The 23,307-nt window shown below is 52.2% G+C and carries 10 protein-coding genes; 5 read left to right on the top strand and 5 right to left on the bottom strand.

Annotated features, from left to right (window positions below):
* Positions 1 to 185 precede the first annotated feature (185 nt).
* A complete protein-coding gene (locus I4V53_RS01570; protein ID WP_195983665.1) occupies positions 186 to 827 on the top strand; it encodes a hypothetical protein in 642 nt (213 codons plus the stop codon).
* A 148-nt stretch (positions 828 to 975) separates the two neighbouring features.
* On the opposite strand, the gene I4V53_RS01565 is transcribed toward I4V53_RS01570, so the two are convergent.
* Positions 976 to 1,512 carry a PadR family transcriptional regulator gene (locus I4V53_RS01565; protein ID WP_195983664.1) on the bottom strand — a complete coding sequence of 179 codons (537 nt, stop codon included), beginning with the start codon at positions 1,510 to 1,512 and terminating at the stop codon, positions 976 to 978.
* A 121-nt stretch (positions 1,513 to 1,633) separates the two neighbouring features.
* Here I4V53_RS01565 and I4V53_RS01560 point away from each other — a divergent pair, with 121 nt between their 5' ends.
* A complete protein-coding gene (locus I4V53_RS01560) occupies positions 1,634 to 3,007 on the top strand; it encodes an MATE family efflux transporter (RefSeq protein WP_195983663.1) in 1,374 nt (457 codons plus the stop codon).
* Between the two features lie 172 nt (positions 3,008 to 3,179).
* Here the strand turns inward: I4V53_RS01560 and I4V53_RS01555 are convergent, their stop codons facing one another.
* From I4V53_RS01555 to secG, 4 genes are all read right to left on the bottom strand, one after another.
* The gene (locus I4V53_RS01555) at positions 3,180 to 3,443 is read right to left on the bottom strand and encodes a pro-sigmaK processing inhibitor BofA family protein (protein ID WP_195983662.1); all 264 of its coding nucleotides are present in this window, start codon (positions 3,441 to 3,443) and stop codon (positions 3,180 to 3,182) included.
* Between the two features lie 87 nt (positions 3,444 to 3,530).
* The gene (locus I4V53_RS01550; protein WP_195983661.1) at positions 3,531 to 3,812 is read right to left on the bottom strand and encodes a DUF2508 family protein; all 282 of its coding nucleotides are present in this window, start codon (positions 3,810 to 3,812) and stop codon (positions 3,531 to 3,533) included.
* A gap of 304 nt (positions 3,813 to 4,116) precedes the next feature.
* Positions 4,117 to 6,330: a ribonuclease R gene (gene rnr / locus I4V53_RS01545; RefSeq protein ID WP_286166982.1), complete on the bottom strand. Its 2,214-nt coding sequence runs from the start codon at positions 6,328 to 6,330 to the stop codon at positions 4,117 to 4,119.
* Between the two features lie 173 nt (positions 6,331 to 6,503).
* Positions 6,504 to 6,758: a preprotein translocase subunit SecG gene (secG, locus tag I4V53_RS01540; protein WP_050698766.1), complete on the bottom strand. Its 255-nt coding sequence runs from the start codon at positions 6,756 to 6,758 to the stop codon at positions 6,504 to 6,506.
* A gap of 243 nt (positions 6,759 to 7,001) precedes the next feature.
* Here secG and I4V53_RS01535 point away from each other — a divergent pair, with 243 nt between their 5' ends.
* The 3 genes from I4V53_RS01535 to I4V53_RS01525 all read left to right on the top strand — a co-directional run.
* A complete protein-coding gene (locus I4V53_RS01535; RefSeq protein ID WP_195983660.1) occupies positions 7,002 to 8,084 on the top strand; it encodes a tetratricopeptide repeat-containing glycosyltransferase family 2 protein in 1,083 nt (360 codons plus the stop codon).
* 507 nt (positions 8,085 to 8,591) lie between these two features.
* Positions 8,592 to 15,920 (top strand): Ig-like domain-containing protein, encoded by a 7,329-nt coding sequence (locus I4V53_RS01530; RefSeq protein WP_195983659.1) that lies wholly within the window; start codon positions 8,592 to 8,594, stop codon positions 15,918 to 15,920.
* A gap of 342 nt (positions 15,921 to 16,262) precedes the next feature.
* The coding region (locus I4V53_RS01525) for an Ig-like domain-containing protein (protein WP_195983658.1) at positions 16,263 to 23,307 on the top strand (7,045 nt) is incomplete at its 3' end.

Below are 23,307 nucleotides of genomic sequence, written 5' to 3'. Positions count from 1 at the left end.
GACGCCTGAGAGAACATTGAATCATACCGGCTGGGGAAATGGAGATAGTTTCGGAAATGAAAGGGGCTTCATGTTGGTCGGGTATGATTGAGTAACCTCACGGCGATATAGAAATGGGAGATTTTGACGCTTGAGGGAACGTGAAAATGTATGGAACAAAATTAAGAATGAGATGGTGAAGCATTTTGAACGATGAAAACAAAGAGATGATTTCCGAGCAGGAAGTACAGAAGGATGAAGAACAGGCGAAAAACGGGGAAAAACCCCGCAGAAAGTTTAATAAAAAGGCTTATACCTTTGGGATTGCCCTGTTGCTGATGTTTTTTGCGATTTCCATTTACCGCACGCATATGAATGGGTTCGGTATGATTGTACAGACGACGGATACCTATAATTACGAGGTGCAAACGCTGGAGCAGCCGGTCCTGTTCACGATCGACCTGGATGATCTGAAGGGTAACGAGGGAAACAATATTTACAGTGACGGCGATTGTACCATTAATATTTCTACGGTGGAAAAGACAGACGATGGGTATTTGCTTACCTTTATGGCAACTCCCAAGCACGACTTTTTCCAGAACTACGCGGTTCTGGTTTCCGCGGCACAGGAGGAATACCAGATTGTGCCGGACGGGACGGCTCATCTGGCGGTGTTGAAGGCGGAACTGAACGGAAGCTACCAGGACGAAGCTTTTGCCGGCGAGCCGGGCGAGGCAAACGATATTGGCACGCTGTTTACTTACACCATTCCCGTAGAAGAAACCACCGGGAAGGTAACGCTGACATTCAGCGGTCTGCGGAAAATGAACTGGGACATTAAAAGATAAAATCATCGTTCCTATGTGAAAAATGAACCGCTTCTGGTTGTGCAAATCGCGCAACTAGGGGCGGTTCATTTTTTAGATCAGAGAGGCTTTATCTGTTATCTTTTTTATCATATCTGTTCCAATGGAGATATGCAGGATTTTGACGTTCTTAGTTTGCAGAAAGATCTTTATCCTTCAGCGAAACAATCCATGCTTCAATTGCCTGCGTCAGGATATACTGTTGCTGTAAAACAGCCATGCCTGTTTTGGGAATATCCGGTATGTTTTTCTTTTCTCGTATGTTTTCCTCCAGATAAGTCTTTAATGTTTTTATATTGTTTTCAATATCTGTGAGACAAGTTTTTTGGCCTTCCGGAGGAAGGCTTGATAAATTTACGACTACGGCGTTAAAGTCCAGGAAAAAGCGAACAGGCTGCAAAGCGATCTCATACATAAGGCGTTCAAATTCCTTGCCGCCAGCTTCTGTCAGGGAATAGACGGCTTTCTCAGGCATTTTTCCCTCTTTTACCGGGTTGCTTTTGATATAGCCTTTTTCCTCAAGCTGTATCACCTTTTTATAGATGGAGGGCGTGCTGATTTTTACCCACCTGGAGATGTTTCGGTATTCAACCAGTTTTTGGATTTCGTAGGCGCTTAAGGATTCCTTTTTTAAAATTCCCAATACGATTAAATCGATGGTTGCCATGCGTTCCTCCTTTTTATTTGACAAATAGTATAAATTATAGTAGTATAATCATCAACAAGTAAATACTATAATTTATACTACTATATTTTCTGAATTGTGTCAAGCGAAAGGAGAAGGTAACATGAAAAGATATAACACAAAAATGGACCTGTTGGGAAGCGAACCGATTCCAAAAGCGCTTTTGGCGCTGGGATTACCGACCATGATTGGGATGCTAATTAACGCGCTCTATAATCTGGCGGATACCTACTTTGTGGGAGGGCTGGGAACCGATCAGATGGGGGCGGTCACGGTGGCCTTTCCACTTGGACAGGTTGTCGTAGGTTTAGGGCTGCTGTTTGGAAACGGTGCCGCCGCCTGTCTTTCCAGGCTGTTGGGTCGCGGAGACAAAAATATAGCGAACAAAGTAGCCAGTACGGCGGTGTACAGCAGTATTTTGGTAGGCGCAATGGCAATTCTTTGTTCTCTTGTTTTCCTGAAACCAATTTTAAACCAGCTCGGTGCGATGGAAAGCATGATGCCGGATGCAATTGTCTATTCCAGTATTTATATCACATTCTCAATTTTTAACGTATTTAATGTGACAATGAACAATATTGTGTCCAGTGAAGGCGCTGCAAAAACTGCAATGTGTGCGTTGATGACAGGCGCTGTGTTGAATGTATTACTGGACCCTGTTTTTATCTATACGCTGAACCTGGGCGTTGCCGGGGCGGCGATTGCCACGGCTATTTCGCAATTCGTTTCCACTTTGGTTTATTTATGCTATATTTTTCGGAAGAAGAGCGTGTTTCACTTCCATATAAAGGATTGCTGCTTCTCCAAAGAAATCTTATCCGAAATTCTGAAAATAGGGATTCCCACATTGATTTTCCAACTGCTGACCAGTCTTTCGATTGGTATGATGGATAATGCGGCGAAAGAGTATGGAAATTCCGCACTTGCTGCAATGGGACCGCTCACAAAAATAATGTCTATGGGAAGTCTGATGGTATTTGGTTTTTTAAAAGGCTTCCAACCGATCGCCGGATTCAGCTATGGTGCGAAAAAGTTTGACCGCCTGCATGAAGCGATCAAGACTTCCATATGTTGGTCTACAATATTTTGTCTTATATTTGGCTTAGTCGTTGCCGTATTTCCTGCACAGATCATGTCTTTGTTTACGAAGGGCGATTTGGAAATGATACGTGTCGGTTCCGTCGCATTGCGGGCAAGCGGCCTTTCTTTTATCCTTTTTGGCTTCTATACGGTATATTCATTTTTGTTCCTGGTGATGGGAAAAGCGAAAGAGGGCTGTATCCTTGGCGCCTGCAGGCAGGGGCTCTGCTTTGTACCTGTCATTCTGATTCTCCCATTGGTTTGGGGATTGAATGGCGTTCTATACGCCCAGCCAATTGCAGATGTGCTTTCTGCCATTGTTGCTGTATGGATGGCTGTACGTCTTCATAAAGAATTGCTTACGGAGAAGGAGCGTTGCTGTTCAGCGGACCAATAAACAGGACTGCATTCGCTGTATCTGCTTCCGTTTAAATTGGAAACGGCTGCATCGACAAACAGAAATAAGGCATAAGAAGGCCGTACAAACATCTGGTTTGTACGGCCTTCTCACGTCTGATTCCAGTATCAGTGTGTATGAAACAGTTTGAGACGAGTGAAACAATCTTATTTTATGTAAGAATTAAATTTAACAGGAGCATGAGCGTCACACCAGGAATGCCTGCCGCGCCCGATACGCCGATTGCCAATGGACTGAGCGGCAGCGATACGCCCGTAAAAAAGCCGGTGAGATTGACGACCGCCAAAGCGCAAAGCCCGGTTGCAACGCCGCCCAACGCGCGCTGAACCGGATGGGACGCCTTTACAATTATCTGCAATAACACCAAAAGGGCAAATACGCCGAGTCCTGCCAGAATCACCATCCAACTTGTCATTGTACATCACCATTTCCCTTCGCTTATCTTCCGTTTGCCTGTTTCTTTGTGATCGGCTAAGGGGAGGGAAAAGCCTGCTGTTCAGGCCTAACCCTCCGCTCTTTTTGACTGAAACGGCGTACAGCTGATTCCCTTGCGCCGTGCGGTCTCCAATAAATGGCGGTACCGCGCGCGCAGCGCTTCGCGCTGATAAATACAGGCTTCAATCAGGTCGCCGTCGCATTCCAGTTCAAACCAGCGGTCGTTACAGGCCATCAGCCTGCTGACTTCCCGGACTTCCTCCAAAAGCTGCTGCTTTTCTTTTTCCTCCTTTTGATTGCTTCGTTCCCGGCCATCCACCAGTTGTATCAGTTTCAACACCGATTCCATAGTAACACCACTTTCCATCCGCACCCGTGCGGTTCCATCAGAGTCCCCGCGCGTACGTTTATCTTTATGTTCCTATGGTGGGCGTTTATTCCATCCTTTATACCGGTTTTTGGAGAAAAACAAATGAAATCTGCATTTGGTTTGGCGTAAACAGGGGAGAGACAGGGAAAGGATGCGTACTGCATTTGCAGGCAAGGGCAAACTCAGGGGAGGAATTCAAAGAAAAGGTGAATCCTGAAAAACAACGAAATTGCGCATAACAAACCCCGGCACGGTTTTGCGCCGTGCCGGGGTTCTGTGAGGCTTATATTTCCGCCGGGATGAAATCGATGCGTCCGCTGGCCACATCCGCGGCGGCCGCTTTGACGCGCAGGGGCTGGCCAATGGTCAGCTTCTTTCCGGTCGTCTCGTCGTATTGGGTAATCAGACCGTCAAACTGGAAATGCGCGCCCTCAAAGGCGGTTACCGGAACAAAGCCCTCCACCGTATTGGGAAGCTCCACAAAGACGCCGCGCATGGTCACGCCGCTGATGATACCTTCGTATTCCTCGCCGAGATGCTGCGTCATATATTCCGCCATGTAGCAGTCCTCCGCGCTGCGTTCCGCCATCATCGCGCGCACCTCGCACTTGGAGGATTGGGAGGCTGCAAGCTTTGCAAAATCGGCAAAGTGCAAATCCATCTGCTTGTCCTTCTCCAGGTAAGCGGAAATGATGCGGTGAATCGCGGTATCGGGATAACGGCGGATCGGGGAGGTGAAATGGCAGTAGTCCTCCAGCGCCAGGCCGAAATGCCCGACCGGCTGGGTATCGTAGCGGGCTTTCGCCATGGTGCGCAGCAGCTGGTGGGAAACCACCTTCTGTGCCGGCGTGTTTTGCGCCTGCTCCATGACTTTCGCAAAGTCGGCGGTTGTCACGCTGGCGCTGTGCCGCAGGCTCACAGCGTTCAGGCCAAGCGCCGCCACCAGGTCCGCCAGCGTCTCCACGCGCGCGGGGTCCGGCTGATCGTGAATGCGGTAGACAAACGGAATGCGTGCCTGCTTGGCCAGCTTGGCCGCCGCCTGGTTGGCGGCGATCATCAGCTGTTCGATCATCTGCTCCGATTCACCGGTGCCGCGCGGACTTACCTCGACGCACACACCCGTTTCATCCAATGTGAATTTGGATTCCGTGCTTTCCAAATCCACTGTGCCGTTTTGCCTGCCTCGTTCCCGCAGAATGTCCGCCAGTTCACGGGCGGCGTTTAGGGAGCGGATCACCGGCGCATATTTTTTCCGCAGTTCCTTGCTGGCCTTGCCTGCAAAAATCTCGTTGACCTCTGAGTAAACGCCACGCACTTTGGAGTTGATGACGCTCTTGCGGAACCGATAGGACAAAATGGCCCCCTGTTTGTCCAGCTCGATGATCGCGGAGAGCGTCAGTTTGTCTTCGCCCGCATTCAGAGAGCACACGCCATTGCTGAGCTCCACCGGCAGCATGGGAATGACCCGGTCCGCAAAATACACGGAGGTGCCGCGTTCCCGCGCTTCCATATCGATTGCGCCGCCCGCCTTTACATAGTGGGAGACGTCTGCGATGTGTACGCCCAGCCGGTAGCCCAGCCGGGTGCGGCTGACCGATATGGCGTCGTCTAGGTCTTTGGCGTCCGCGCTGTCGATGGTGCAGATGTTGGTGTCCCGCAGATCCAAACGGCCCTTCAGGTCTTTTTCAGAGATTCCCCGTTTGGAGACTCTCTTGGCTTCCGCCAGCACTTCATCCGAGAATTTGGTCCGGATGCCGTTCTGGTCGATGATGGCGTCGGCGCAGATTTTGGCGCTGTTGGAGGCTCCGTAGACCTTGACGATGCGGGCGGACAGGTCGTCTCTTCCGGGAACATGGTGAATTTCCGCCTGTACCTTGGTCCAGGCGCGCAGGTGCTTGATGCTGTCCTTCTGGACCGGCAGGTTGTACCGGATTGCATCGTCCGGCATGAATTCCAGGCCTAAATCACCCTGGACCAGCGTACCGGTCAGCAGGCGGCTGGCCTTTTCCGTAACGGTTTCCACGTCGGCAGAAAAGCCGCGCTCGCTGCGCTGAATGTGATCCAGCACGACGGAGTCGCCGATGAAGGCGGACTTCAACCGGTTGGCGTGAATGAACAAATCGTCGCCGCCGTCTTCAGGCCGCGCAAAGGCAAAGCCTTTGCTGAGGGATACGATCACGGCTTTTTTTACACCCTCGATTTTTTCAACAGGCCGGCGCAGTTGTTCACGGATCGGACGCAGATTTTTTGCTTTGACATTTCCGCCCTTCTCCGAACGCTTGACGGCGCTGGACGACGCCATGCGCGGGCCGGGCGCGGCCTGCACCCGGTGCTTTTTGTTGACGCTGACAAGGCCCTGCTGCTTGAGCTGGTTTAAAGCCTGATAAAACAGCTTGGTATCTTTTATTTTCATCTTTCGGATCAAGCCGCGGGAAGTGAATACCTGCGGCGTTTTCTGCACTGCATGCAGAATTTTGTCTTTCATTTCTTCCAACATTGTCTTGTACTCCTTTGCCCGCCGTCTGTGGCGGGGCGGCGCGGTCCGCGCCATTACTCAAATCATTCTTCCCTGTTTTTAACGGTTTTATATCTTTGTTTTTGAGGACTGCCACAGCTAAATTCAGGCAAAAAAAGCCCCGCTTTCAGAAGCGGGGCTTTTTGCATTCGGATTTATTGGCCTACGCCAAAAAACAGGATCGCGTTCAATACGATGACCAGAAGGAAGAAGCCGACGGCGACTACCTTTGTCCATCTTGCGAGAAACGCATCCACGGTCCGAGCCTGGTTCTTTGCCAAAAATGTATCCGCACCGCCTGTAATTGCTCCCAGTCCCGCCTGATGGCCTTCCTGCAACAGAACAATCACGATGATAGCGATGGAGAACAAAGCCAGAACGACCCCGAAAACAATTTGCAACGCGTTCATACTGCACCTCCGATAATACTGCCAGGAGCCCAAGCTCCTATAAATAGCTTTGATTATAGTACCACAAAAAAGCAGCTATTGCAAGTATCTTTTCCATTTTTCCCGATATGGGCGATCAATCCGATGATCCGGCAGCCTGTAGAAGTCTGCGAATCGGGAACCATTTTATTTTAGCAGCATAGGATGGAATAAATGGGTCTTTCTGAGAACAAAAAGGCCGCAATCCGGTGAGGGGGCTTTGCTATGGCAACGATCAGCCTGTGTATGATTGTAAAAAATGAAGAAGATGTCCTGGCGCGATGTTTGGATTCCGTCCGGGCTTGTGTGGATGAAATCATCGTGGTGGACACCGGGTCCACAGACGCAACAAAAGAAATCGCGCGGAACTATACGGATCAGGTGTATGATTTCCCGTGGATCGACGATTTTGCCGCCGCCCGAAATTTCTCTTTTTCAAAAGCGGAAATGGACTATTGCATGTGGCTGGACGCAGACGACGTTTTGCTGGAAAAGGATGCAAAGCAGCTTTTAAAACTGAAATCGGAGCTGGACCCGTCGGTCAGCATTGTCATGATGAAGTACCATACGGCCTTTGATGAGGAAGGAACCCCCACCTTTTCCTATTATCGGGAGAGACTGATCCGTAACCGCATGGGATTTGTCTGGCAGGGCGCGGTGCATGAGGTCATTACGCCTGCCGGTCAAATCATCCATGTCGACACGGCTGTCACGCATCAAAAACTTCATCCCAGCGACCCGGACCGGAATTTGCGTATTTTTGAAAAGCTGCGATCGGAGGGAAAAACGCTGGACCCGCGCGAACAGTTCTATTATGCGCGTGAACTGTATTATCATAAACGGTATGAGGACGCATTAAAGGAATATGCATCCTTTCTGGATTCGGGCCGGGGATGGATAGAAAATGAGATTGACGCCTGCCGTCAAATGGCGTATTGTCATTATGCCATGAATGAAGAGGACCTTGCACTGCGCGATTTATTGCGCAGTTTGGTTTACGATACGCCGCGGTCTGAGGTGTGTTGTGAAATTGGCAAACACTTTTTGGACCGGAACCAACTACAGCAAGCGGTATTTTGGTTTGAAACTGCGGTAGAGCAGCCTCGCAGGGAACAATCCGGTGGGTTTTCAGAGCCGGACAGCCATGATTATCTCCCGTATTTACAGTTGTGCGTCTGCTATGACAGATTGGGAAAATATGATGTCGCCAGTTTTTACAATGAATTGGCGGGAGAGTGTAAGCCGAATGCGCAGGCGGTTCAGTTCAATCGAACGTATTTTGAAAAACGGCTGAGCAAAGATAAATAAGTATTGTATATAAATATCCTGACGGGCCGCCCGGATACCGGGCCGCCCGTCATATAATCATAGAATAATCTGGTAAATGAATAAAAATATGATGGTAAAATGTTACATGTATGCTCCCACTATAACAAAATGAATTGTGTGGAAAAGATACTTTTTAAAAAGCAATAAAATTAGAAAGATATGATAAATAAACCAATAATTGTATTAAAAATAAGATATTATTGCTTGAAAAAAGAAACAGAAGAACAGGTACACAATCGTTGAAATTTTTTATCTAAAAGTGTTTTATATCTTGTGGTTGGCCTTGGAATGTGTTATTATTAACAATATCTTCATGGCGAATTTGTGCTTCGTTATACATATCTGTGTAATGAGGGACAAATGGAACCTTTTCCACATGAGGGGATAACAGTATCTTAATAGTGTTCTAAAGGAGGAATGCTGAGGCAAAATTTGAGAGGTGAGACAATGAAGAGAAGAGAACGAGTGAAGGAGGTATTTGAAAACGTGAAACATAGCAAAAAGCTGTTGGCTTTGCTGTTGGCGGCAACAATTGCAACAGGTAGTTTCACCGGCGCGCTGGCAATGACAGAGCAGGATGTGAAGGACAGCACCGAACGTACAGTGCTGACGGAAGTTACGGATGAAACCGAACGGGAAATCCTGTTCAACGACGATTGGAAGTTCTATTTGGGGGATCCTTCCAATGCCGGCAACAAAAACTTTGACGATTCCAGCTGGCGCAGTTTAACGCTGCCCCACGACTGGAGCATTGAGCTTGATTTTACAAATGGCAATGCAACCACTTCGGAGATTGGCCATTTGGCCGGCGGTACCGGTTGGTACAGAAAAACCTTTGTCCTGCCGGAGGAAATGGCGGGCAAACGAATTAACATTGAATTCGGCGGCGTCTACATGAACAGCACCACCTATGTCAATGGGAATTTGATTGGCAATTATCCCAATGGGTATCTGGAATTTACGTATGATATTACCGACGATCTGATCTGCGACGGTAAAACGGAAAACGTGATTGCCGTGCGTGCGGAAAACAGAACCGAAAGCAGCGGTAAAACCAGCCGCTGGTATTCCGGCAGCGGTATTTACCGCAACGTCAACCTGATTGTGACAGAACCGGTGCATCTGGCCAAATACGGCACGAAGATCACCACGCCGAATCTGGAGAATGATTATTCTGCAGGCAGTTTTGCAACGGATGTCGATGTTGTGACGAAGGTGCAGAATGATTCAGAGGAAGCACAGACGGTTGAAGTCCAGACTTCTATCCTGAATTATGAAGACGATACAGTCTTTACAGATGCGGTTATCTCTGATCCTGTAGAGGTTGCGGCAGGCGAAGTGCAAACCGTGGAGCAGACGCTAGAAGCAGTGGATCCGGAGCTGTGGTCTGTGGATTCTCCGAACCTTTATAAGGTTTTAACAGAGATTCTGGTGGACGGCGTCGTGACAGACCGTTACGAATCCCGCTTTGGTTTCCGCTGGACAACAGTTACCAATAACGAGGGCTTTTATCTGAATGGCGAATGGATGAAACTGAAGGGTATGTGCATGCACCACGATCAGGGTTCTTTGGGTTCGGCTGCATATTATCGTGCGATTGAACGCCAGATGCAGATCCTGAAGGGAATGGGTGTCAACGCTATCCGTGTTACGCATAACCCGGCGGCGGACGAGCTGCTTGAGATTTGCGATCGGTTGGGCCTGATGGTTATTGAAGAAGCGTTTGATGGTTGGTACAACGGCAAGAATACATACGACTATGCAAAGCGTTTCTTTGAAAGAACAGCAACGCATCCCGATGCAAAAGCTGGACAGACTTGGGCGGAATTTGATCTGCAGACCATGATCGACCGCGGAAAGAATTTCCCCGGAATCATTATGTGGTCGATTGGTAATGAGATCTGGGAAACTGGTGAAGCAAAGAGTCTTCAGACTGCAGCTAATCTCTTGAAGGTCGGAAAAGAAATTGACAATACCAGACCGTATACGATGGGCGAAGATAAGTTCCGCGACAGCACAAACACCGGCTATTATACGCAGGTGGCCGATATGCTGGATGTTGTCGGTATGAACTATGTGGATCACGGCCCGTCTTATTATGAATACAGACATGAGCAGTTCCCGGATTGGATTATCTGTGGTATGGAGAATTCCTCCGCGACAAAGAGCCGCGGTGTATATGCACATCCGGACAGCGAGGGGACAGGCGATTCTGGTTCCCATCCGGATTACCAACAGTCCTCCTATGATAACGATCATGTGGGCTGGGGAAGTACGGCAACGCAGTCTTGGGTTACAAACCGCGACCGTAAATATGTTCTTGGCGAGTTTGTCTGGACCGGATTCGACTACATTGGCGAGCCGACTCCGTGGAACCAGAATGCCTATGCGCCTCCGAAGAATAGCTACTTTGGCGTAGTGGATACGGCAGGCTTTGTAAAGGATGACTATTATCTGTATCAGAGCCAATGGACCAGCGTGGAAGAAAATCCGATGGTGCATATTATGCCGCACTGGAACTGGGAAGACGCTTCGCTGGCGTCTAAAGTCACTGTAAATGGAAAAATCCCGGTCCGTATTTATTCCAACGCGCGTTCTGTGGAGCTGTTCAAAGATGGCGAAAGCCTTGGTAAACAGACCTTTAAGACCATTGCGCCATATCAGGATGAGAACGGCGACGACGTGGTCTATCAGGTCAATCCGGACAGCAACAGTAAACTGTATCTGGAATGGCGCATTCCGTATGAGCCCGGCACTCTGACCGCGGTTGCTTATGATGCCGAAGGCAACAAAATTGCTGAAGACGTTGTAGCTACAGCGGACAGCCCGGCGGCGATTAAACTTTCCGCGGACCGTCAGGTCATTAAGGCGGACGGTTATGATCTTTCCTATATTACGGTTGATGTCAACGATGCAAACGGCAACTTTATGCCGACAGCGGACAATCAAATGTATTTTGACATCACCGGAGACGGTGAGATTGTCGGTGTGGACAACGGCAATGCCCCCAGCTGGGAGCGTTATAAAGATTATGACGGCGTGTGGAAGAGAAAAGCCTTCAATGGCAAAGCGCTGGTCATTGTTAAATCCACAAAAGACGAAGGTTCCTTTACCTTGACAGCAACCGGAGACGGCCTTGCCTCTGACAAGATCACTTGTTACACTACGGCGGATATAGAAGATGGCAGCCGTATCCTCGGCTACGATGCGCCGACCTCTGTGACAACCAATGTTGGCGTGCAGCCGGTTCTGCCTGCAACCGTAACCGCTATTTACAGCGACGGTAGCAAGGAAGACGTTTCGGTTGAATGGGATGTCATTGCCGATGAGAATCTGGCACAGCCGGGTTCCTTTGTTGTCAGCGGTACCGTTGACGGCGGAGAAGCGATTGAAATCACTGTGATTGTCAAAGGCGTGCTTGGCGTAAAGGATACCCGCCTTGTTGCGAAGACCGGGACGATCCCGACGCTGCCGGCTACTGTCAAAGTCGTGTACAGCGACGGTACAGAGCAGAGTGCGGCTGTAACCTGGGATGCCATTACAGAAGACGAAGTCGCGCAGGCGGGAATCGTCGAAAAGGAAGGCGCCGTAGAGGGATTTTCGTTTAAGGCGAAGGCATATATCCGTGTCGGTACGCAGGCTGTTTACAACAATAATGTAGCGGTGCGTCCGTCCGGAGCAACCTATCCTAAAGCGAATGCTTCCTTTAACGTGGGCACAGGGCATAATAAGTCGAACAGTATCAATGACGGCGTTATCGCATTTGATCCTTCCTGGAATAACTGGCAGAACGGCGGTGTTGGCGCTGAAAATTCCTGGGTAAGTGTGGAGTTTGAAGAGGCGCATAATATCGGTAAGATAGGTGTGCATTTCTTTACAGACGGACAGACCAAAGAACCCAGAGAACTTTTGGTGCAGTACAGCAACGACGGTACAGAGTGGACGACGGTTGAAAATCAGAGCAGGACAACCGGTTTTAATGTCGCTCAGGGAGACGTTTCGACTGAATATCCAATAACATTTGATGCAGTCGATGCGAAATATATCCGTTTGGCTATGAAGGGCCAGGTAAAAGATGCCAGCAGCTTTAAGCCGGTTGGCATTTCCGAGTTAAAAGCGTATGCAGACACCATTGAGGCCCCGATTCCGAGCAGTAATGCGACGCTGACCGCGCTGCAGTTGAACGGCAAGGACCTGGAGAGCTTTGAACCGGATACATTCGCGTACACCTACGTGCTTGGCTTTACGGAAGAAATTCCGGAAATCACCGTAGCGGCAGCAGAAAACGCTTCCGCGTTTGTCATTCCCGCCATGAGCGGCAACGATGCGGCGGTTGTCTCTGTTACAGCGGAAGATGGCACAACCAATCGTTATACCATTCAATTTACCCGCAGCACAGCAATGATTCACGAGGCTGAGATTGCAGCGGAAAAGACCACCTTTGCGGAGAATGAGCTCGTTCCGTTTACGCTGACAGCGAAAATGGAGGACGGCACCGTTCTGAACAACAGCGACTTGAACGTCGTATACGATGTGAAGGCAGTTGACGCAGAGGCGAAGGGTTGGATTAAGGTCAACAGCAATATGCAGATTGAAGCGCACTCCGCCGGTACGGTAGAATTGACCGCTGAGGTTACCTATCGCGGCAAGAGCATTTCTTCCAACACGCTGACGCTCACCATCACGGCAGGCGCTCCCATCGTTGTGACCGCCTATGATGCTGTGACGGTGACCACAAAGAAGAATGAGGCCCCGATCCTGCCTGAAAAAGTGAAAGCCTATGTGGAGAACAGCTTTGCAAGAGAGCTCTCCGTCACCTGGGATTCCATCGATCCTTCCAAGTATGCAAGCTTCGGCCAGTTTACCGTGGAAGGCGCTGTGGAGGGACAGATCCTGAAACCCACTGCGACCGTTATCGTGAAAGATGCGGTGGCAGCCAGACAGTTCTCTACAGCTACTCCGTATGCAGTGATTCCGCAGCTGCCGGAAACGGTTACCGTTTACAACAGCGACGGAACCTCGGCGACAGATGTAGAAGTTGTTTGGGATGATGTATCCGCTGACGCCTTCAAGGTAGAGGAAGGAACCATCGTTCCGGTTAACGGCACAGTGACGGTTGACGGGACGGAGCTTCCGGTTGTCGCAAACGTCCGTGTAACGAAGGCAGAAGTGACGCAGAGCGCAAACTATGCGTTGATGCGCAATGGCTATGAATTGCCGTTCGCAATCGCTTCTTATACCAATGATGTTCCCGAATCTACGGACCGTGTGGATAAGCTGAACGACGGCATCGTTTCCTTTGCAACGACGGATGCGGCTGGAAAGAACATCTGGTGCGACTGGCAGCGCGGTGCGGGCGGCACAGAAAACTGGATTGGCGTTATCATGGCAAATGAGGGCATCGTCACAAAGAGGTTTATAGACACGCTGAACGTTGGCTTCTATGACGAAGGTCCGAGCGGCGGCACCCAGAAACCGTCTGATTACCGCGTTGAATACTATACCGGCCCCATCGATTTCACACTGCCGGCGGGTCCGTCCACAGGACTTGGCCCGAACAACCCGCGCGGTCATGTCCGTGATATGGCGGACAGCCCGCTCAACGACAATGCAAACTGGACAGAGGTTACCTATATCGACGGCAAGCCGTCCGTAAAGACCGGCGAGTTGACGGAAGTTTCCTTTGAACCGGTGGAGACCTGCATCCTGCGCGTTTACATGATCCCGACCGGCACCGTGTGCCTGGGCGCGACAGAGCTGCAGTTCTTTGGAAAAATTGCAACAGCGAAATCCAATTACGAAGTTACAGCAATCCGTGTGGGCGATCAGGAAATCCCGCTGTTCCCGGGCGTGATGGATTATGACATCAAGCTCCCGTCCGCGGAGGTCCCGACTGTGACTGCAACGGCTACCAACAATGCTTCCGTTACAGTTGTTCCCGCCATAGACGCCAACGGCGCGGCAAAGATTATCTTTGTGCCGGAAGATGGCAGCGTGGCGAATACCAAGACCTATACCATTCAGTTCAGCAGCGACGTTGTAGAGCCCACATATCCGGTGCAGGTTGCTCCGGTAGAGGGCGCGGCCGTCAGCAGCAATGTCCCGCAGGCGAAGGAAGGCGACACCGTCACCGTCAGCATTGCGGATATCGCAGCCGGCAAGCAGTTCAAGTCCATCGCTGTTTCTGACGCAGAGGGCAATGCCATTGCTACGGCTGAAGTGGTGAAGGGCGAGCAGTATACCTTTGTGATGCCTGCATCCGCCGTAACGGTAACGGTTACCCTGGAAGACACGGATCCGACCGGCAAACATATTCTGCGCGCCAACTATGATGGCAGGGATGTTTCCCTGTGGATCAACGGCGAGCAGCAGAAATTTGCGGATAACATCGGTTACTACATGGTGAAGCTGGAAGCGGACGCGCCGATTGCGCTGACCTTCAAGCCGCGCCATGAGGGCAGAGAGTTCAGAGAGATCACATTGAACGGTGAAATCCAGACCCTATTGGGCACCAAGGAGTTCCTCTACACAGATACCATGGGCACAGAAGACACCATTCTCGACTTTACCTTTGACGTTGTGTACAAGAGCCTGCTGAAGATTGCCATCGACGCAGCCCAGGCAGAGGTGGAGAATGGAAACGCAGGAAAACTGCTCCCGGCAGTCAAAGAGAAGTTTGAGACCCGCTTTACAACGGCAAAGACCGTTTACGAGGATGCAAACGCAACGCAGAACCAGATCGATGCAGCCGCATACGATCTGACTGTTATCCTGCACTACATGATGTTCCGTCCCGGCAGCAAGGAAGACCTGAAAAAGATGATCGACGATGCAAAGGCCATCGATTTCTCAAACTTCCTGCCGGAAGGAAAACCGGCTGTAGAAGCGGCTTTGGCCAAGGCGGAAGCGGTTTACGCAGATCCGGATGCGATGCAGAAGGAAATTGACGAAGCAAGCAAAGCGCTGTTTGACGCAATGATGGCGCTGGAGCGCCCCGCCGACCGCGAGGTTCTGGACCGTCTGATCGAAGAAGCGGACGCAATTGTCGCTATTTTGGATAAGTATGTTCCGGCCGGGCAGGAAGAATTCCTCGCCGCTCTGGCAGAGGCGAAGAAGCTGACCGATACCGCAACATCGGACGAAATCAAAAAGGCAGTGGATACGCTTACCAACGCGATGGCGGAACTGCGCAAGAAGGCAGATAAGTCTGAGCTGGAAGCATTGCTTGCTTCCGTGGAAAACCTCAAGGCCAGCGACTACACAGCAGAAAGCTTTGCACGTCTTGCGACAGCAATTGATAATGCAAAGAAGGTCATGAATGACGAGAACCTGAGTGATAAAGATCAGGCGGTTGTCACAAATGCAGTCAATGAGGTTCGCACGGCAGAAAGTCTGCTTGTTCCGGCGAAGCAGAATCATAAGCCGTCCGGCGGCGGTTCTTCCTCTGGCGGCGGCTCCTCTTCCGGCAACGCCTACGGCGGTACCGGTACAGCGGTCGCAACCTCCCCGATAGTGACAGCGGGCCAGAATGTGCTGGCGGCGGCCTCCGTCCGTTCCGACACGACCCTGCCGTTTACCTTGAAGAGAGGCAGCGCGTACTGCTTCAAGATGACCGTGGTCAATGGCAATGAAAGCACCATTCCAAACTTTACAGTGGGCAACGGCGATGTGCTGAAGACCCAGTATGTAACGAAGATCGGCAACGATTATTATTACAGAGTATGGGCGATCGGCAAGCCGGGCCAGAGCACAGGCGTTTACACCGCCCTGCCGGGTCAGGCTTCGCAGAAACACTGTGTGGTTACAATCGGCTAAAGAAAACTGCAAAATCCAAAGGCAATCAGGGGAGCCGCAGACGAAATGTCTGCGGCTCCTTTTTTGTTTGCGGATGAATCAAAACACCTCTGAATATCATTTTCTGAAGAGCGTGATTCAACCATTAATATTTCCGATAGAAGGCTAATTCAATTGATGCGCTTTCGTGTGCATGGTATTATATAACAGTAGTGATGGCGTTTTCAGGGAATATTTATCTATATATAATAATTCCCAAACGACCTGGTTTTTGAGAGAGGAGGCAAGCAACAGAAGAAAAGGCGGTTTGCGTAGTATTGGAAGGAAAGAGAAGAAATTCTGGATTAGGGAGGTTTTGAAGGAATGGTACGATCTAAAAAGTTGACGGCGCTTCTGCTGTCTTTGGCGCTGGTCACCAGCAGTTTTGCCGGTGTACCTGGATTTGCGCAGGACGCGGAAGTACAACCGGAAGCGGCGCGGCAGGTTTTATTGCTGGACAATGGAACAGAGCGCGAAGTGAATTTTAACGAAGGCTGGCGGTTTCTGTTGGGAAATCCCTCTGACGCGAATGACAGCCGTTTTGACGATTCCGACTGGCGGCAGCTCGATTTGCCGCACGATTGGAGTATTGAACTTGATTTTGACCGCAATTCCCCCTCAACGCACGAGGGCGGCTATTTAAACGGCGGCACCGGCTGGTACCGCAAGACGTTTGTGCTTCCCGCAGACTGGGCGGAGAAGCGCATATCCATCGATTTTGGCGGCGTCTATATGGACAGCACTGTCTATGTAAACGGGGAACAGGTAGGCAACCATCCATATGGTTATACACCATTTTCCTACGATATTACAGACCGTTTAACGGCTGACGGCGTGACGGAAAATGTGGTGGCGGTAAAAGTGGTCAATCAGCAGCCCAGCAGCCGCTGGTATTCCGGCAGTGGTATCTACCGCGACGTGTCGCTTACGGTAACGGAGCCGGTCCACGTGGGTCGGTACGGCACGTTCCTCACCACGCCGGACCTGGAAGAAAAGAATGGAACCGGCGAAGTGACCGTGAACGCGCAGACGGACGTCGTCAACGATACGGAAAAGGCGGTGGAAGCCGTTGTTACGACGACGCTGTATGATCCGGACGGACAGGAAGCGGCACAGGGAACGGCGGATGCGCAGACCGTCGCCGCGGGAGAGACCGTTCTGGTGGAACAGGAAATCCCCGTCACAGCCCCTGCGCTCTGGTCCACCGAAGAACCGAATCTGTACCGGGCAGTTACGGAGATTGAAGTAGGCGGCGAAATAGTCGATACCTATCAGACGACCTTCGGTTTCCGGTGGTTCCAATTTGATCCGGAGAATGGCTTCAGCCTGAACGGGACAGACATGAAGCTGCACGGCGTCTGTATGCACCACGACCAGGGAGCTCTGGGCGCGGCGGCAAATTATCACGCAATTGAACGCCAGATGCGGATTATGAAGGAGATGGGCGTCAACGCGATCCGCGTGACCCATAATCCGGCGGCGGACGAGCTGCTGGAGGCCTGCAACAAGCTGGGCCTGATGGTGATCGACGAGGCGTTTGATACCTGGTACGGCAGCAAAAAAGGGTATGATTACGGGCGTTTCTTTGAGAAGGCCTGTACGGACCCCTCCGCAGAGCCGGGCATGACCTGGGCGGAATTCGACATTAAGACGATGGTGGACCGCGGCAAAAACGACCCCTGTGTCATCATGTGGTCCCTGGGCAATGAGATTGGGGAGACCAACCAGGCAAAGGGCCTGACGACGGCGCGGAACCTGAATGGCTGGATCAAAGAGATTGATACAACCCGCCCGACCACCATTGGTGAAAACAAGTTCAAGAGAAGCCCCACACAAAACTGCTTTGACGTATCCGATACAGTGGATGTGGTCGGTATGAACTATGAGGAGCCAAATTACGCGCTGCGGCATGAGCAGCACCCGACGTGGAGCCTCTACGGTTCGGAGACTTCTTCCGCGGTCAAAAGCCGCGGCATTTATCAGACCAACAACGCCCTCATGCAGCTGACTTCCTATGATAAAGAGCACGTCGGCTGGGGACAGACGGCGGCTACCTCCTGGAAAGCGGCGCGCGATCATGCGTTTATCGCGGGAGAGTTTGTATGGACCGGCTTTGACTACATTGGCGAGCCGACGCCGTACTATAACAGCTATCCGGCAAAAAGCTCCTATTTTGGCTCTGTGGACACAGCGGGCTTCCCGAAGGATTCCTTCTATATCTATCAAAGCCAGTGGACCAGTGTGGAAGACAACCCGATGGTGCATATTCTGCCGCATTGGAATTGGGGCGCTAATAAAGACGTCCTGGTAAACGTTTACTCCAATGCCGCCAGTGTGGAATTGTTCCTGAACGGGGAATCCCTGGGCGAAAAGGCGTTTGAGCAAAAGGTAACGAATTACGGCCTGGCGTATCAGGAAGCGGCGGACGGCAAGCTGCAGCTGGAATGGACCGTTCCATTTGAGCCGGGCGAGCTGAAAGCGGTCGCCAAGGACGAGCAGGGCGAACCCATTGCGGAGGATGTGGTCCGCACAGCGGGAGAGGCGAAGAAACTGCGCGTCACGCCGGAAGAGAAGGTCATCGCGGCGGACGGATACGACCTGTCTTATATCGCAGTGGATGTGACGGACGAGGACGGAACAATTGTTCCCAATGCGGACAACCTGATCCAATTCCGCGTGACAGGAAATGGAAAAATTGTCGGCGTGGACAACGGCGATCCCACCAGTGTGGAACGGTATAAAGCGGAGCAGCGCAAAGCGTTCAGCGGCAAAGCGCTGGTCATTGTTCAGTCGACAAAGGACGCGGGCGCCTTTACCCTGACGGCGGCGTCAAAGGGGCTGGAATCCGCACAGACAAAGGTATTTACGGTCGATCCGGATAGCGAAGAAACCGGGGTAGTCGGATACGAAACCCCTGACCTGACAGTGAAATCCGGAGAAATTCCGCAGCTGCCGGAGCAGGTTACGGCGATCTATGCCGACGGCAGCCAGGAAAGCGTCGCGGTTACCTGGGGCGAGCTTCCCGATTTGACCGAAGCCGGCAGCTATCGGTTGGATGGCGATACGGAGGACGGCGGCAGCGTTACGCTGGTCATTCATGTCCGCGGCGAAGCAGGCGTTAAAGCGTATTCGGCTGCGACGCTGGTCGGCAGTATCCCGCAGCTGCCGGAGCAGGTTCAAGTGCTCTATACGGATGCCAGCGTGGAGGATAAGGCCGTGGAGTGGGATGCGGTCACGGCGGAGATGGTTGCACAGGAAGGGACGTTTACCGTTTACGGCACAGTGGAAGGAACCTCCCGAAAAGCGGCGGCGACCATCCGTGTTTCCAGCGAATCGGTGCAGACCAATGCAGCGCTCAAAGGAGAGGCGATCACTTCTTTCCCCGGCAACGACAATATCCATTCCATCAACGACGGCGTACTCCGTCCGGCAAATGCAGGTTCCACCCGCTGGACCAACTGGCAGGCGAGCGGTCAGCACCGCGCCTCCGATTGGGTGGGCATTGCGCTGGATCAGGCGTATTTGGTGGATCAGGTCGCGGTGGATTTTTACACCGATGGCGCGGTGTCCCTGCCCAAGTCCCTGATTGTAGAGACTTCAACCGATGGGGAAACCTGGACTCCGGTTGGGAACCAAAGCAATACAGACAGCTTTGTTCTGCCGGCAACCGGGCGGTCGAACGATATTACCTTTGATCCGGTAGAGGCGAGTTATGTCCGCATCAATATGACCTGCCACACAAACAGCAGCGGCGCGCCGGATAAATATGTCGGCGTGACAGAACTGCAGGTGTTTTCTCACGTGGTAGCCGCTCATTCAACTGCGTCGCTTTCCGCAATTTCGGTGGATGGACAGCCGTTGGAGGGATTCCAGCCCAATGTCTATCAGTACGAGTATGCGGTAGGTTTTGAACAGGACGTTCCGGCCGTTACCGCGGAGGCGTTGGATAATGCGGCAATTTCCGTTTTGCAGGCGGTGAATATCGACTCCGCCGCGCTGATCTACGTGCAGTCCGAAGACCACAGTGTGGAAAATATCTATACGATCCAGTTTGTTCCCGCGCAGGCGCCGCTGCAGGAGGCGGTTCTCTCTGCGGTGCATACAAACATGACAGAAGACGGTACGGAAGCGCTGCTTCTGGATGTTATCCTTGCGGACGGCAGTAAGGTGGACCGTTCCGCGTGTACCGTGAAGTACACAGTGCAAACGGAGGACGAAGCGCAGGTAGAGGTCAGGGAGCATGTACTTTACGCAAATGGCGGACCGGGCGCGGCGGTTGTTACAGCGGAGGTTACCTACGGAGGGGCTACCGTTTCTTCCAATGCATTGCGCTTTACGATTGCGGCGAATCCGGAAAAGACGACGGTTACTTCCTATGAAGCGGTACGGGTTGTGACGGACAGAAGCCAGCAGCCGGTGCTTCCGGATCGCATCAAAGCGACCTTTAACACCGGTTTGCCGAAACTGGTTTCCGTTGTTTGGGATACCATTCCGGAGGAAAAGCTGGAGGAATACGGAAGCTTTACCGTTACAGGAACGGTAGAGGGACAGAGTCTGAAACCCACGGCAACCGTTGTGGTGCAGGGAAATCTGGCGGCGAAGAATCTTTCCATGGCGACGCCGGTCGGCGTCCCGCCCGCATTGCCGGAGCAGGTTTCAGTCTATCTGAGCAACGGCAGCACGATGGACGCAGCGGTTGTATGGGATGCTTATGACGATGCCCTTCTGTGGGAAACGGGTACCTTTGTGGTAAACGGTACAACAGAGACGGGCGTATCGGTCCGTGCCTCCATCCGCGTATCGGAAGATACGATAAAGGGCGACAATGTAGCGGCTGCCAGAGAAGGCTGGGCGCTGCCCGCGGCGGTCGCGTCGTTTACGCATGATATCAATCCGCCGAATTCCGATAGTGTGACGGAGGTCAACGACGGCCTGATCAGCTACGACGTCAGTGTGCTCAAAAACAAGTGGACCAACTGGCAGCGCGGCACCCAGCGCGCAGGCGACTGGGTGGGCATTGTGTTTGGCTTGGGACTCCCCGAAAAGAAATTCATTGACAATCTGGAAGCACACTTCTACACGGACAGCGGCACCAGCCTGCCCGCCGATTTCCGGATCCAGTACTATGTGGGCGAGGACGCACCGGTCGTCCCGGAGAATCCGGGCCGTGTTGCGCAGGCGGCGGACAATGCCATGAATGAGGAAGCCAATTGGCGGGATGTGTCCAATCTGGTTTCCGATCCGGCACAGACGGTGGAGAAAGCGGGCAACTATTATACGTTCGACACCGTGGAAACCTATGCGATCCGCATCAAGATGACGGGCGTCAGCGGTAAATGTCTTGGCATTACCGAAATGCGCGCATTTGAAAAAAGCGTCGCGGCGTACAATGATTTCACCGTGGAGGAAATCCTGGTGGACGGCACGTCTCTGCAGCTTGCGGACGGACAAAAGGAATATGAAATCAAGGTTTCGGCCACAGAAGTTCCGACCGTGACAGCGGAAGCGGACCGCAATGCGGCGGTAACGATTCTTCCCGCGAACCGTGTTCCGGGCACGACGCAGATTATATTCACCTCGGAGACGGGGACCCGGGAGGAAAACTATCGCATTCGGTTTGTGCAGGAGACGGAACAGCCGGTGCGGCCGGAAGGCTCCGGGACGCAGGAAGATCCGTTCCGCATCACCAGCGCGGCAGAGCTGGACAGCCTGCATACGCTTGGAACCTCCCTTTTGGAAGGACCATATTATTACAGCATCGAAAACGATATCGACCTGTCCAGCCGTATTTGGACGCCCATTGGCACAAAGGACGAACCGTTCAGAGGATATGTCCAGGGCAACGGATGCACCGTCAGCGGCCTGCGGGTGGAAAGCGCCGATTCCTATGCCGGTTTGTTCGGCAGCTTAAAGGAAGCCACTGTGGAATCTCTGACGCTGGAAGTTGACGCGGTTCAGGGCAAAAGCTATGTCGGCGCATTGGCGGGATATGCCAATGGAGGCGAAATCACGGACTGCCATGTAACGGGTGGAACGGTGTCGGCGGCAGAAAAGGCCGGTCAGGTTGGCGGCCTGCTGGGTGTCGACCTGTATACCGTGATCCGGGACAGCAGCGCATCTGTGGAGGTCCGCGGTTATTCCAATATCGGCGGCCTGCTGGGCGACTACACAGGAGAAGGCTATTACGGCGAGGGAATTGCCAATTGCTATGCGACCGGCAATGTCATCACCACGAATACGGAGCCGGAAACGCCGGTGCAGGCAGGTGGCCTGATTGGCAAATGCGCCACCAAGATCAATGCAAAGGGCGGTTTGACCAATTGCTATGCAACAGGCGATGTGATCGGCGAAGGACGCGCATTCGGAGGACTGGTGGGAAGCAGCGCGGACAGCGCGATTGTCAACTGTTATGCAACCGGCGAAGTAGGCGGCTTTAAAGCAGCAGGCGGGCTGATCGGTCAGGGTGCCGGTGCAAAGCTGATCAATTGCTATTCTACCGGAGCGGTAAAGGGAAAAGCCGGAAATGCCGGCGGATTTGTCGGTAACGCGAACAGCGTGACCATTACGGACTGCTATTGGAACCAGGAGGCGGCCGCGGCGTTCAACGGCTGGGGGACTCCCAAAGCGGGAGAACCAACAGCAATGGCGCCTACGGATATGCAAAAGCTTTCGTTCGCCCTGCTGCTGAACGACAAGAAGCCCGCCCTGCCCAAGTATTGCGCGGACTGGGGCTTTGACGCGGAGAAAAACAACGGCTTGCCGGTTTTGTGCGGCGTCGGCGACGGTAAGGATGTCGATAAGGCGGAAGAGCCAGAGGAAGAGTTTGTCCACTACACAGTACTGCTGAGCAACGTGGGCGGCCTGCTGCAGACGAGCTTTGAAGTAGACGTCAAGGTAGGAGACAGCCTGCAGCTCGGATACGAGTACGGCAAGAAGTGGGGAAGCGGCTCGACCAGCGATTACGGTTATTGGCTGACGGTCAACGGCAAGAAGGTCAGCTGCGATAATTACGGCAAGTGCAAATTCATCTACAACGGCGAAGAGGTCAAGGTCGGTACAAATATCGGCTGCATCACCTCCAAGCTGCCGCCGGTGGACATCCCGGCAATCGCCCCGGCCGAGGACATGGTTGGCAAGGACCAGACATTGGTTCTGCCGCTGCGCGACTTCACGGAGAACGTGATCACGATCCCGATCGTGGCGGAAAACCTGGAGGATCAGGAGATTGGTTTCTTCACCTTCACGGTGGATTCCTACACGGATTCCCGCCGGTTCCAGGTGAAGGACCTGATACAGCGCAATATTGATGTCACGATGAACAGCGGCTATGAGGTGGAAGACTGCACACCGGTGCAGACGATGAACTACG

It is taken from the genome of Clostridium sp. D33t1_170424_F3 (assembly GCF_015667585.1).
Classification (GTDB): Bacteria; Bacillota; Clostridia; order Oscillospirales; family Acutalibacteraceae; genus Anaeromassilibacillus.
Note: the sequence above shows the minus strand (reverse complement) of the source record. Positions and strands in the feature narration are given on the sequence as shown.

Coding starts and splice junctions, on each gene's coding strand:
- I4V53_RS01565 (WP_195983664.1), bottom strand. CDS start 1,512: ATGGCAACCATCGATTTAATCGTATTGGGAATTTTAAAAAAGGAATCC.
- I4V53_RS01560 (WP_195983663.1), top strand. CDS start 1,634: ATGAAAAGATATAACACAAAAATGGACCTGTTGGGAAGCGAACCGATT.
- I4V53_RS01555 (WP_195983662.1), bottom strand. CDS start 3,443: ATGACAAGTTGGATGGTGATTCTGGCAGGACTCGGCGTATTTGCCCTT.
- I4V53_RS01550 (WP_195983661.1), bottom strand. CDS start 3,812: ATGGAATCGGTGTTGAAACTGATACAACTGGTGGATGGCCGGGAACGA.
- rnr (WP_286166982.1), bottom strand. CDS start 6,330: ATGTTGGAAGAAATGAAAGACAAAATTCTGCATGCAGTGCAGAAAACG.
- secG (WP_050698766.1), bottom strand. CDS start 6,758: ATGAACGCGTTGCAAATTGTTTTCGGGGTCGTTCTGGCTTTGTTCTCC.
- I4V53_RS01535 (WP_195983660.1), top strand. CDS start 7,002: ATGGCAACGATCAGCCTGTGTATGATTGTAAAAAATGAAGAAGATGTC.